11 protein-coding genes are annotated in these 12,982 nt (G+C 60.5%); 4 read left to right on the top strand and 7 right to left on the bottom strand.

Translation table 11 applies throughout. The annotated features are described in order from the left end of the window. Positions 1–211 precede the first annotated feature (211 nt). From RCH11_RS02845 to RCH11_RS02835, 3 genes are read right to left on the bottom strand one after another with little or no spacing between them, the layout of a single operon-like run. On the bottom strand, positions 212–1,120 hold the full coding sequence (locus RCH11_RS02845) for a carbohydrate ABC transporter permease (protein WP_327055483.1): 909 nt from the start codon (positions 1,118–1,120) through the stop codon (positions 212–214). A 51-nt stretch (positions 1,121–1,171) separates the two neighbouring features. Next, a complete protein-coding gene (locus tag RCH11_RS02840; protein WP_327055482.1) occupies positions 1,172–2,143 on the bottom strand; it encodes a carbohydrate ABC transporter permease in 972 nt (323 codons plus the stop codon). Positions 2,144–2,153: 10 nt separating this feature from the next. Next, positions 2,154–3,506: an ABC transporter substrate-binding protein gene (locus RCH11_RS02835; RefSeq protein ID WP_327055481.1), complete on the bottom strand. Its 1,353-nt coding sequence runs from the start codon at positions 3,504–3,506 to the stop codon at positions 2,154–2,156. A gap of 303 nt (positions 3,507–3,809) precedes the next feature. On the opposite strand from RCH11_RS02835, the gene RCH11_RS02830 reads away from it, so the two are divergent. Next, positions 3,810–4,832: an aminoglycoside phosphotransferase family protein gene (locus tag RCH11_RS02830; protein WP_327055480.1), complete on the top strand. Its 1,023-nt coding sequence runs from the start codon at positions 3,810–3,812 to the stop codon at positions 4,830–4,832. 214 nt (positions 4,833–5,046) lie between these two features. Here the strand turns inward: RCH11_RS02830 and RCH11_RS02825 are convergent, their stop codons facing one another. From RCH11_RS02825 to RCH11_RS02815, 4 genes are read right to left on the bottom strand one after another with little or no spacing between them, the layout of a single operon-like run. Then, complete coding sequence (locus RCH11_RS02825; RefSeq protein ID WP_327055479.1) at positions 5,047–5,733, bottom strand: methionine ABC transporter permease; 687 nt, start codon at positions 5,731–5,733, stop codon at positions 5,047–5,049. After that, positions 5,730–6,776 carry a methionine ABC transporter ATP-binding protein gene (locus RCH11_RS02820; protein ID WP_327055478.1) on the bottom strand — a complete coding sequence of 349 codons (1,047 nt, stop codon included), beginning with the start codon at positions 6,774–6,776 and terminating at the stop codon, positions 5,730–5,732. The genes RCH11_RS02825 and RCH11_RS02820 overlap by 4 nt, the downstream gene beginning before the upstream one ends. A 33-nt stretch (positions 6,777–6,809) precedes the next feature. Continuing rightward, positions 6,810–7,124, bottom strand: a complete 315-nt coding sequence (locus tag RCH11_RS18130) for a MetQ/NlpA family ABC transporter substrate-binding protein (RefSeq protein ID WP_442789000.1) — start codon at positions 7,122–7,124, stop codon at positions 6,810–6,812. 38 nt (positions 7,125–7,162) lie between these two features. Next, on the bottom strand, positions 7,163–7,648 hold the full coding sequence (locus RCH11_RS02815; RefSeq protein WP_327055477.1) for a MetQ/NlpA family ABC transporter substrate-binding protein: 486 nt from the start codon (positions 7,646–7,648) through the stop codon (positions 7,163–7,165). Positions 7,649–7,810: 162 nt separating this feature from the next. Between RCH11_RS02815 and RCH11_RS02810 the strand changes: the two genes are divergently transcribed. The 3 genes from RCH11_RS02810 to RCH11_RS02800 all read left to right on the top strand — a co-directional run bounded on the left by RCH11_RS02810 (position 7,811) and on the right by RCH11_RS02800 (position 12,224). After that, positions 7,811–9,175, top strand: a complete 1,365-nt coding sequence (locus tag RCH11_RS02810) for an LLM class flavin-dependent oxidoreductase (protein ID WP_327055476.1) — start codon at positions 7,811–7,813, stop codon at positions 9,173–9,175. Between the two features lie 213 nt (positions 9,176–9,388). Further along, on the top strand, positions 9,389–10,933 hold the full coding sequence (locus RCH11_RS02805) for an aldehyde dehydrogenase family protein (RefSeq protein ID WP_327055475.1): 1,545 nt from the start codon (positions 9,389–9,391) through the stop codon (positions 10,931–10,933). Positions 10,934–11,240: 307 nt separating this feature from the next. After that, the gene (locus tag RCH11_RS02800) at positions 11,241–12,224 is read left to right on the top strand and encodes a ribokinase (RefSeq protein WP_327055474.1); all 984 of its coding nucleotides are present in this window, start codon (positions 11,241–11,243) and stop codon (positions 12,222–12,224) included. Positions 12,225–12,982: the final 758 nt, after the last annotated feature.

Below are 12,982 nucleotides of genomic sequence, written 5' to 3'. Positions count from 1 at the left end.
GGATCGCATCACAGCGTTGATGTGTGCAGCACGTCACCCTGCGACCTCGTCACCGGGTCGACTTCCGCCACCGATGGTGCCGTGATCCGAGTTTCCTCAGCACCGTCAAGAGCATTTCCTGCCCGGGCGAGCTGTATCAGCGAGACAAGTTGTCGAAATTCAGGGGAGCGACGTAACTTACCCCGACGATTTAGATGAGCAACAGCCTCGCTTATTTGATTCCGGAGCGGGCAAGACCCTCAACAAAATATTTTTGGAATGCGATGAACAGGATGACAACGGGCAGTGTCATGAGCAGGCTGATTGCCATGATCCGTCCATAGTTCGAGGTGTATTGCCCCTGCAGGTCGCCAACGATCCCGATGGGGAGGGTGAAGAGCGCCGGGTCTCCGGAGAGGGCCACGAGAGGCCATCCGAACGCATTCCACTCTCCCATGAAGGTGAGAAGGGTGAGCACGGCAAGGAGTGGTTTACAGAGCGGTAGAACCACCGAGACAAAGATGCGGAGGTGGCCCGCGCCATCAACCCGGGCGGCTTCGAGCAATTCATCGGGGATTGCGATGAAAAATTGCCTGGCCAGGAACACGCCGAAAATTACTGCGCTCTCGGGGAGGATCACCGACCAGATATTTCCGTAAAGTCCAAGCGCGATGGCGAGTTTGAATTGGGGAACCATGATGGCTTGAGCGGGAATCATCATCGTTGAAAGCAACACGAGAAACAGCGGGTTCTTGCCCCGGAACTTTAGTTTGGCGAACGCGTAGCCGGCGAGCAGATTGCAGATGACGGTGATGATCGTTGTCAGGGTCGCTATCGCGAGCGAATTTTGGAACCACTTCCAGACCGGGAAGCGAACTATCGGATCGATGAAGTTACTGAGTGTGAAATGTTCTGGCCAGAGGTGCAGCCCGGGTGCATAGAGGTCGGCGCGGGTAGAAAAGGCTGTCGTTATCATCCAGTAGAGCGGGAAGAACATGACGAGGCTGATGATTATCGCCGCAGCCAAGCGCAGCCCGAGGAACTTGCCGTGTGATTTGCGGCGCGGCCCGGTCGCCACCGTGACCTCCATCGACTTGGTCGCCTCTATTGAAGACACTTCGAAAGCGCTAGTGAGAGACATTCGCTTCCTTCCTTCGCTTACTGATTGGGGGAAAAATGAGGGTGCGTGGGGTCAGTCGGTTTGATCGCGGCTGCTGCTGAAGCGCCACTGGATCGCCGTGATCGCGAGGGTGATGAGATAAATCGCGACACCGACTGCGGCGCCGTACCCGAGCAGCTGGGGACCGTGTTCATCGAAGCTCGTCCGATAGGCGTACGAGACAACCGTTGTCGTCGAGAATCCGGGGCCACCGCGGGTCATTGCCCACACGGTGTCAAAGACCTGGAACGAATAGATCATGTTCATAATCAGCAAGAAGAAGGTCGATGGTCCCAGAAGCGGAAAGGTGACCAGCCTGAATCGTTGCCACCCGGTGGCACCGTCGACGGTGGCCGCCTCCTGGACCGACGGATCGACCCCCTGGAGGCCGGCAAGATAAATGAGCATGTCGAACCCGACTCGTTGCCACAGGGTGACGAGGATGATGGAGGCCATCGCCCAAAACCCATCGGATTGCCACGCGGTTGGTGCGATCCCCACAGAGCCGAGAATCCTATTGATGAAGCCGTTGCTCTGGTCGAACATCCAGGCGCCGAGTACCCCTGTCGCAACCCCGGAGACGACGAGGGGAAGGAAGATGATGGACCGAAACAGTGTGCGACCGGGCAGCACCCCATTGAGCAGCACAGCGATTCCAAGACCGAGGATCATTCCGACCGGAACTGTGAAAAGCGTGAATATGCCGGTGTTGGTCATCGACTGCCAGAAGACCGGGTCCGTCACGAGCTTGACATAGTTGCCAAACCCAACCCACGACCATCCGCCGAGCGAATCCAGGTTTTGAAAACTGATCACAAAGGCGAAAATCAGGGGTAGCAGCGTGAATACAGCGATCATCACGATGTTGGGCAGCAGAAACATTCCTGCCGCCGACGAGTTAGCTCGTCGCAGCACTCCGCGTGAGCCCGCGAGTGGCACCGAGGCGGATCGTGCGGAAATACGTGTGGTCACGGGGGAAGCACGATCCGCTTCGGTTTTAGTCATTGCGGATGGCCTAGGACGCAAGCGCCGAAGTGATACCGCCTGCGATTGCAGAGATCGTGGCTGAGCTGCTTTGACCGTGGAATGCCAGTTCGAGTTGGTCCTGAAGCACGGTGTTGATCGTCGCGAACGACGCGACCGTCGATTCTTTGACGACCGTCGTGCTGATTGTCGCGGCCTGCTCGGTGAATACTTTCACCGCGTCTGGCCGGTTCACGTAGTCCAGTTTGGAGTTGGCGAGGGATTTGAGCGTTGGTAGCTCGATTGCCTGCTCACAGAAGTATTTCATCGAGTCCTCTGACACGAGAAACTTGAGGAACGCCGCAGCAAGCTCGGGGTTCTTGGTGTCCTTCCGGGCAACGATGGCATTCCCGCCCAGGTCGGAGGCTGCGCTCTTGTCCCGGGGCATGAAGGTTGTACCCCATTCCCCGCCCTTGTATCCGTCTTTCGGATCGGCGAGTTCCGGAATCAGGAAGTCACCGATGAAAGTCATCGGTACGGTTTGGTTGAGGAAGAAGTTGTCCGAGTAAACCGTGGTTTTGACGGTGTTATTGGCAGGGACCCATTTTTTATCAAAGAAGCTCTTCGTGAAGTCCATTGCTTTTGTCGCTGCTGCACTCGGGATCGCAGCCTTTTTGAGATCAGCCGTGAGTAGGGATCCGCCGGCCTGGTACAGGAACGATGACCACCGATACGCGCCCGCTGCCGTCCAGTCATAGGCGAAGGGATATTTCGAGTCAGGCAAGGTCTTGCGAAGCTTCGTGGCGACCTTCGAAAACTCGTCCCACGACCAAGCATCGGACAGCTTGTCGGGAACGGAGGTGATGCCCGCAGTTGCAAACGCGGCCTTATTGAACACGATAGCCGTGGTGTCCGTCTGGTGCGGAACCCCATAAGCGATGCCCTTGTACTTCACCGCCTCCCACAGGGCAGGCAGGAAGGCCGCACTTTCAGCGGCGCTGAAATACGGGGAGACGTCAAGCAAAACGCCCTTCGCGCTGTACTTACCAATCGTCGTGTAATCAACCCGAAAAATATCCGGCGCTGTACCTGAGGTGATTCCGCGGTCGATTCCCTGGAAGAATCCGTCATACGGAAGGATTTTCAACGTAATCGTCGAACCGGGGTTGGCTGCTTCAAACTTTTTCTTTGCATAGGCGAAGCCCGCCGTTTCCCCATCGCTGCCACCCCAAAAAGCAAAAGTGAGGGTGCCCTTCACCGCCCCGATTTTGGATTTCGACCCTGCCACGCCCCCGGAACTGGCAGCGGGGGAAGCGCTCGGCGCGCAGGCCGCGAGAGCGAGCAGGCTGGCTGCTCCGATCGAGCCGGCAAGAAGACCCCTGCGGGTCAGGTTCAGGTTGTCCATATGAATCTCCTCGGATAGGCGCGGTGGAAATTGGCGCAGGGGGTGGGGACGAAACGTTATGACGATAGGTCACTAGAGGTCAATAGCACTCGCCAAAGTGGACAGTACCTGTCATTTCTGATAAAATCGCGACTTTTTAGTCATCGGCGCCTCTCCGCCTGAAGCGCATTTTTTTCGATTGCCTTCGTCGATTCGTCGCTGAAGTGTGAGAATTCTCGGACTGCAATAGAGCTCATCGAATGCCGACAGAATGAATGCTTCGATACCGGCTCATTACACAGTGCAGGAGCGGAGAATGTCGACATGAGCGACCCCTCTCGAACTCCTGCGACGTTGCCCTTGGCTCTGGCATCTACGCTGCGGTCAGAATTTTGCCTTCGCGCGGAAACGGTCGAGCTCGTCTCAGGGGGGTTCGACCCCGCCGCCACCCTGTGGCGAATCGTTGACGAGGGCGGTCGAGGTTGGGCTGTGAAAGCAACCCAACGCGACTGTCGCTACGGGCTCGCTCTCGCATCCGCCGTGTCCCGCGACGGCTTTACCGGTGTCGTCGCACCTCGACTGACACGAGCTCAAATGCCCTGGAGTGAAACGGGGAAGTCCTTTGTCTCGGTAAGCCGATGGATTGACGGTGATGACGCGATGGCAACCGGCCTCAGACCCGACCAGTGGGGTGACCTGGGAATGATTCTCAGAGTTGTGCACGAACACCGCCCACCTCGATCCATCACCCCGGTTCGAAGCGGGATTAAGCGAACTGGCCAAAACGGCCGAAGTCGATTCAGGAAGCTCGACCAGTACTTCACTTCGCTCCGATTTCAAGGAAATACGGAGGATGATCCCGAGGCCGAAAGCCTCACGGACCTCTGGCGCGGACATCGTTCTCGTTTGACACGGCTCGACCGAATGGCGCGAGAGCTCAAAGCGTTGCGGACTCCCGCTCCTCGCGTTCCCTGCCACGGTGACCCGCACCTCGGCAATGTGCTGCTCGATGAGCACGGGCATCCCTGGCTAATCGACCTCGACGAGGCGACAACTGCCCACCGAGAGGTCGACATGGTTTTGATTGAACTCGGCGTGCTTCCGCGTCGACCAATCCGCCCTGCTGATCGTGACGCTTTTTGGAGCGGCTACGGAGCGTTCGACCTCGACGAGACACGCCTCGCCCGGTTCGGATGCATTCGCGCGTTGGAAGATGTAACCAGCGTGTTTCGCTCGCTCATCACGAGTTCAGACGTCGCGGAAATGGATAGCCTGCGTGCCACCCTCCACGACCTCCTCGGCCCGAAGGGCCTGATCGCGCTCGTCGAAGAGCGCTTCGGCGACTAGTAATACCCCTCCGGCGAGAAACCACTCGACGAGCAGGGTGCCGCAGCCGCTGCGGGGTAGATCCGGGTATGCAGGCCACACCCACAGGGCGATGAATCGGGACTCTCTTGGGTATTCGTGGATCAAATCACGGTTCACTGGTCCACGAATTCAGGACGGAGTTCGAGCCAAGCGGCGAACAGCGCACATCGAACAGCTGACCCGCGAGAGCCGGTCAGCGATGGTTCAGCCGCCGCACCACAGCACCCGCAATGAGCTGCACGACCTGCACGATCACGATCAAGATGATGATCGTCACCACCAGGTAGGGGATGCTGTATCGCTGATAGCCGTAGCGGATGGCGATGTCGCCGATTCCGCCACCCCCGATGGTTCCGGCGATAGCCGAGTAGTTGATCATCGAGATGACGGATGTCGAGAGTCCGAGCACAATTGCCGGGCGGGCCTCGGCGAGCAGCACCTTCCCGATGATCGTTCCGCGACGGGCACCGAGTGACTTTGCCGCCTCCACGAGTCCCTCGTCGACCTCCCGGAGCGCGATCTCCACGAGGCGGGCGAAGAAGGGGATGGCGGCGACAGTGAGCGGCACAGCGGCAGCGACTGATCCGATCGATGAGCCAACGATAGCGCGGGACACCGGAATGAGCAGCACCATGAGGATGATGAACGGCAGCGATCTTCCGACGTTCACCAGAAAGCCGAGCACCGCGTGGATGACCGCTCCGAGGCGGGGCGAACGGAACGGTTCGGAGATGATGCCACCGGTATCGGTACCGACGAGCACCACTCCGACCGCGAGCCCGAAGACGATGGTGAAGACCAGCGCGATCCCGACCATCTGGCCGGTCTCCGCGAGAGCCTGCAGCAGGATGGCGGGCATAGCCGACCAGTCGGTGATCATGCGCCCGATTCCCTGACTTCCGCGGACAGGGAACCGGCGCACCGGACCCCAGCAGACAGGACCTCGACGAACAGGCCGCTGTCGCGGAGTCGGGTGATTGGCGCAGAGTTGCGGTCGGCGTTGCCGGGGAGTTCCAGCCTCATCCGCCCGACTCGTGTACCGCCGACGACCTCGACCGCGGCACCGAGGATGTTCACATCGATCCCGAACTCGCGCGACAGCTTTGCGACGATCGGCTCCTCGGCCAGCTGCCCCGCATACATGATCTCGATCACCGTGTTGCCCTGGGCACCCATGCTCTCACCGAGTGGGAAGAGCGCGTGCGAGATCTTTGAGCCCGCGGTGTTGAGGAGGTCGATGATGTTGCCGCTCTCGACTATTCGCCCAGCTTCGAGGAGGGCCGCGGAGTGGCAGATGCGTTTCACGACCTCCATCTCGTGAGTGATGAGCAGCACGGTCAGCCCGAGCTGCACGTTGAGGTCTTTCACCAGCTCAAGGATGGAATCCGTGGTTTCCGGATCGAGCGAGCTCGTCGCCTCGTCTGAGAGCAGCACCTTCGGGTTACCCGCGAGCGCTCGTGCGATACCCACCCGCTGCTTCTGACCGCCGGAGAGCTGCGAAGGGAACGCGGATGCCCGATCCGCCAGTCCCACGAGGTCGAGGATCTCTGCGGCTCTTCCGCGCCGGGCAGCGCGGGCGACACCCGTGATCTCGAGTCCGAACTCCACGTTCTGCTGCACTGTGCGCGAAGCGAGGAGGTTGAAGTGCTGGAAGATCATCCCTATGCCGTGCCTCGCGGCGCGCAATCCACCGTCGGACAGTTTCGCCAGGTCCTGGCCATCGACGAGGATGCTGCCGCTCGTCGGTCGCTCGAGCAGGTTGACACAGCGGATCAGCGTCGACTTGCCCGCGCCGCTCTGGCCGACTACTCCGAAGATCTCCCCGCGTTTTACGGTGAGATCGATGCCGCGGAGGGCCTCGACCGGCAAGCTGTTCGCTCGCCGGTCGGGGTACACCTTATAGAGGTCGCTTATCTCGATCACGAATTTGCTCTGCTGCTCAGTTACGAGAGGGGATTATTCGGCCGGCCCGCTTGCTGAGGTAATAAGTCCCTTGTATTGCTTGTTGATGTAGGCCTGGGTCTCGGGCGAGGTCAGCACTTTGTATAGCGCTTGGATGCTCGGGTCGCTGACGTGGCCCTTCTTGGTGGCGAGCAGGTTCGTGTACTTAGTGCCCTCAACGCTCTCCTTGTAGATCTGTTCGCTGCCGGTGAGTCCGGCCGGGAGTGCGTAGGTGAGGTTGACGATGCCGGCGACGTTTTCGTCGATTGCGCGGGGGAGAGTTGCGGCATCCAGTTCCTGAAACTTCAGGTTCTTCGGGTTGGTGGCGATATCGCCGATGACACCGGTCGCGCCAGCCTTGACGGTGATCAGGCCCGCTTTTTGCAGGGGGGGAGTGAGCGGAGTTCATTGGGAAGGTCGCTCGGGATTGAGATGGTTTCGCCATTCTTGATCTGGCTCACCTTGGTGATCTTCTTCGAATAGAGAGCGAGCGCGGGGAAGTAGACCTTGCCGACGGGCACGATATCGGTTCCGTTGGCCTTGTTGAAGTTAGTCAAGAAGGGAAGGTGTTGGTAGAGGTTCGCGTCAATAGAGCCATCCTGCAGCGCCGAGTTCGGGGTGGTGTAGTCGGTGAACGAAGTCACTTGGATCTCGATGCCCGCCTTCTTGGCCTGGCCGCTCGATGCGACGTACTTGAGGACTTCGTCGGCGGGGAACGTGGCGCCGACCTTGACTGTCGTGATGTTCTTTGTCGCATTCGTTGACACGGGAGAAGACGTGGTGGCGCACCCGGTCGCGATGAGCGCGATGGTCGTCGCGGCGATGCCTACGGCAAAAATTCGGGTTTTCAACACGGGGCTCCTAGGGATTTACGGTAACGAGCTGAGATTGCGGACAGGCGCTGATCACTGACAACCGCTGACGATACAGACCCCCTGCTGGGTCGTCCTAAACGATGTTGCGTAGAGCTACGCCGTGTGACGAAGTTGTGGGTCGCGGGCACCAGACTTGAGGTCATGGCTACACCGCTGCACTTTTCTGCCTTTGTCATGAACACGAATTCACATATTCAGCACGGGCTGTGGCGGCATCCGTCAGCCCAGCAGGCCGACTTCAACGACGTGAACCTCTGGATCATGCTCGCGAAGAAACTCGAGGCCGGCAACTTCGACGCCATCTTCTTCGCGGATGTCGTCGGGCTCTATGGTCCCGTCAACGGCTCGTATGAGGTGAATGCGCGCGAGGGTCTTCAGATTCCGTCGAATGATCCGTCGGTGCTGCTCTCGGCACTGGCTGTCTCGACAGAGCGGCTCGGTCTCGCGTTCACGAGTTCCATCATCCAGGCGCACCCCTTCGAGTTCGCCCGCCGCGTGTCGACGCTCGACCACATCTCGAACGGACGGATCGGCTGGAACGTCGTCACGAGCTCGCTCGAGAATTCTGCCCGCAACTTCGGGATGGACCGCCTCATTGAGCACGACGAGCGCTACCGCTGGGCCCAGGAATACATGGATGTCGTCTACAAGCTGTGGGAGGGATCGTGGGATGACGGTGCACTGCTCAAAGATCGGGCGAACAGTATCTACGCCGACCACACGAAGATCCACAAGATCAATCACCGGGGGGAGCGGTACAGCGTCGAGGGTCCGCACCTGCCGTCGCCGTCGCTGCAGCGCACGCCGATGATCTTCCAGGCCGGGGCATCCCCGGCCGGTCGCGCCTTCGCGGCCCGTAACGCGGAGGGGGTCTTCCTGCTCTCGCCGACCCCCGAGATCGCGAAGAAAGACATCGACGCCACTCGAGCACTCGCCGTCGAGGCCGGCCGCAACCCCCGCGACATCCAGTTTCTGCAGGGGCTGACCTTCATCGTCGGTTCGACCGAGGAGGAGGCGAAGCGCAATGAGGAAGAGATCGACAGCTACATCTCGACGGATGGATTCCTCGCCCACATCAACATCGGATTGAACCAGGAGACGGGCACACCGCTTGATCCGGATATGCCGCTGAGGGACATCAAGCAAGAGGGAGGCCTGAGCCACATTGCCTGGCTGCGCCAGACCATGACCGACCGCGAACCGACGGTGCGGGACCTCGCACAGATTACGGCCAGGGTGCGCGGACGTTTTGTCGGAACACCGGAGCAGATCGCCGACCGCCTCGAGGAGTTCCAACGCGCAGGGGTCGACGGTATCAACGTGATGAACTGGACGATCCCCGGTTCCTACGACATCTTCATCGACGAGGTCATGCCGACTCTCGCCAAGCGCGGACTGGTGAAGGATGAGCCGTCCACCGGCACGCTACGCAGCCGCTTCAGCGGCCAAGACGAGCTGCTGCCGACCCACTACGGCCGGCAGTTCCGGGGCTTTTTCAGCCACTGACGACAGCTGCACCAGGTGATTGAGGATTCTCGGGACGAGAGATGGTCGAGCGCGCGTGGTGTATTCACGTGGTCGTAGCGGTGGGCTTTCGCCGACCCAGCATCCGCCTTTGCTGTCAATCGCTCGGCGAACGAGTGAGGCACGGGCGGGAGCGACTTAGGCTTGCCCGAACACCCTCGCGCCAGAGACAACAGCTCTCGGATCGGAACGACAATGACGTTACTCCTCAAGCCCGGTACCGACTGGCATACTGTCACCGACACCGCACGGCGACTCGCGCCCGAAGCCTTCGACAGCGATCGAATCCGCAACCTCATCGGGGGTGACTGGCGTTCTGTTGGCACCACGGGCGAGCACGTCAGTCCGGTCGACCAGTCACCGATCCTCGGGCCCCCGCGGGTGGACCACGATACCGCCGTCGCCGCCGTGGCCGACGCTGTTCGCCAGCACCGGGAGTGGGCCACCGTACCGCTTGACGACAGGGTCGCGAGGGTCAGGGCCGCTCTCGACGGGCTTCGTGACAGCCGCGACGCGATCGCGATGCTTCTGGTCTGGGAGATCGGAAAGCCCTGGAAGATCGCGTGTGCGGACATCGACCGTTGCATCGAGGGTGTGGAGTGGTACCTCGGCCAGATCGGACGGCAACTTGAGGGTCGGCGACCCTTGTCGGGCCCGGTCTCGAACATCGCATCGTGGAACTATCCGCTGAGCGTTCTGGTGCACGCCGAGCTCGTGCAACTGCTTGCGGGCAATGCGGTCATTGCTAAGACTCCCTCACAGGGCGGCTTTCACGCACTTACGCTGGCGCACGCGATGATGGCACGTGCCGGCCTCCCCGTTACGCTGCTGTCCGGCGTTGGGGCCGAGCTGGCGGATGCTCTCGTCTCCTCACCGGATCTCGGCGCACTCGCATTCGTGGGTGGGAGGTCGAATGGGCGCGCGGCGGCCATGACCCTCGCAAATTTCGACAAGCGACACATTCTGGAGCAGGAAGGGTTGAACGCCTGGGGTATTTGGGACTACTCGAATTGGGATGAGCTCGCACCAATCCTCCGCAAGGGCTTCGAGTACGCCAAACAGCGCTGCACGGCCTACCCCCGCTATGTGGTGCAGCGGCGACTATTTCCGGCGTTCCTCGAGATGTACCTGGAGATGATCGGAAACCTTCGGTTCGGGCATCCGCTGGCTGTCGAGGATGCCGCAGATGACCTGCCGGATCTCGAGTTCGGTCCCGTGATCCAGAAAGTCAAGGCCACCGATTTGCGAGCCCAGTACGACGAGGCGATAACGATGGGTGGTATCCCGCTCTATCACGGGGATCTGTCCAAGGGAAAGTTCCTGCCAGGGCAGGACGTCGCCGCCTACGTCGCGCCGGCCTGTGTGCTCGAGCCACCTCGAGCATGGTCCCTGCACCACTCGGAGCCATTTGGACCGATCGACTCCATTGTTTTGGTCGACACCGAGGCGGAATTCATCGCCGCGATGAATGTCTCGAACGGCAGTTTGGTCTCCTCTGTCGCAACGGATGACCGTGCGTTCGCCGCGCGCGTGCGGGAAGAAGTGCATTCCTTCAAGTTCGGCATCAACCGCGCTCGTTCCCGTGGTGACCGGGAAGAGGTGTTCGGTGGTCGCGGTGCCTCGTGGCGTGGCGCATTCGTTGGGGGGGACCTGCTCGTCGACTCCGTCACCGAAGGCGAACGGCCGCTGTTCGGAAACTTCGTCGACGGGTCACGGTATCCGGACACGCTTGACGGCTGACGTTGGGCTTGTGCACTTGTCGCTGATGCAACCAATATGGTCTGGTGAAACATCGTCACACCCGGATAATTTCAGGCGTATTTCGACAAATGCGTGAACATCGGACGGGGAATGGTGCGCCGATACCATCTTCCCGGCATGGTGCAGGTATGGATCAGGGTGCGCAGGCAGCCGGGCTGCTCTGCGATCGTATTTCGGGCGAGCGCACACCGGCGGGGCGGGTCAGGACCCTTCCGGTGAACCTCGTTGTTCGCCAGTCAACATCCACACCACGGGAGAACAAGCGCTCATGAACGGTTCTGTTGAAATGCCCCATTTCACCGCTGGCCGAGGGGGAGTGATTGTGGTGGGAAGCGTGACGGTAGACGTGACCACCTTCTCGACACGGCTTCCCCTCCGCGGTGAAACGATTCTCGGCGACGACGTCACTCTGGTTCTCGGCGGTAAAGGGGCGAATCAGGCTGTCGCTGCGGCCCGGGCTGGTGCCCGCTCCGCACTGGTGGGGTGTGTCGGTTCTGACGCCTTCCAGTCCCTGGTAATGGAGGGGCTTCGCTCAGAACAAATTGAGCTTGACCACGTCAGTGTGATGCCGGGCGCAACTGGCGTCGCCCAAATTCGAGTGGATGCGAGCGGCGAGAACGACATCGTGATCGTGCCGAAGGCAAACGCGCTGCTCGACCTCGACCATGTCAGCGAAGCCATACGCGCCTTGGCTCCGACATCGTCCGTGATGCTCACTCAGCTGGAAATTCCCCTGCCGACGGCGATGCACGCGATTCGGCGTGCTCGCGCGGCCGGTCTGATCGTGGTGCTCGATCCGGCCCCCGCCGCGACGCTCCCCGATGAGATATGGGCCAGCATTGACATCGTCACGCCAAACGAGACCGAGGCATCGACGATCACGGGAGTCACGGTTACCGACGCGGAGAGCGCAGCGATGGCTGCGCGATGGTTTCTCGACCGGGGAACCCGAACAGCGGTCATCACCCTGGCCTCTGCCGGCGCGGTGCTCGTCACTGCCGATGGAAGCACGACATTTGAGGCTGTCCGGGTTGAAGCGATCGACACGACCGCGGCGGGCGATGCTTTCGCGGGATACCTTGGTGCGGCTCTGGCCGCGGGCGATTCGCTGGAAACGTCCATTATCCGTGCCATGACTGCCGGAGCCATCGCGGTCACTCGCCGCGGAGCCTCACCGAGTCTGCCCTTCGCAGCGGAGGTCGACGCCCTGGTCAACCGACCGGCGGTAACTGCACCTCCGGATTCCGGCCAACCGCCTGCGACTCAGTGAACCTGAACCCCTGAATCCTTCACGGTCACCCACGCCCAAATTCAAAAAGCTGAAACTCAAAGAGGAGCAACGGAGCGAACATCAACGCGCAACTCTCCCGTGTCATTTCGGGCACTGGGTACACCGATCGCATCGTGGTCACCGACGCTTGGCTTCCGATTCTGGCCGGAGTGTAGCGAATCGACCTCGCCTCGGGCCCGGTTCGCCCTGCTTTCCCGACGTGCTCGACACGGTCCTAGCCGAGAGGGCCGTTGAGGGTGCGATTGCGTCCGACATCGCTGGGCTACCGCGATAGCGCACGAGTCCGGCATTGAGTGTGGCAAGCGGCCCGTCATTCACCTTTCGGGTGACCCGCCCCGCGGCATGAGCGCGCGCTGTGCGGAACGTCGACGAAGATGCTCGGTGATCAAACGCACTCAAGGCAGGCTGAGGCGAGCTACTACTCAACGTCTTTCGTCATCGCACCGATTGCACCAACGTCCCGGGCAAGTGCACCTCGCGTGATGCCTGTGGCATTGATAAAAATGGAACTCTAAAGGCACGGTGGTTTCTGATACCGCCTGCTACCCGGTCACGGGATTGATCCGTTGAGTGCCATCGTTGGCTGTGACTTCGACTTCCTGCACATCCGTGTTCAGATAAAGGCAAATATTTGCCTCGGCACTCATGGCGTCGAGAATGACCACGTCCGAGAGGTGAGGATTCCCTTCGGGATTTCTAAGCCCTCATTAGCCTGAGCTGCGGGGCGCATTGGTCAC

It is taken from the genome of Glaciihabitans sp. GrIS 2.15 (genome assembly GCF_035984695.1).
GTDB lineage: Bacteria > Actinomycetota > Actinomycetes > Actinomycetales > Microbacteriaceae > Lacisediminihabitans.
Note: the sequence above shows the minus strand (reverse complement) of the source record. Positions and strands in the feature narration are given on the sequence as shown.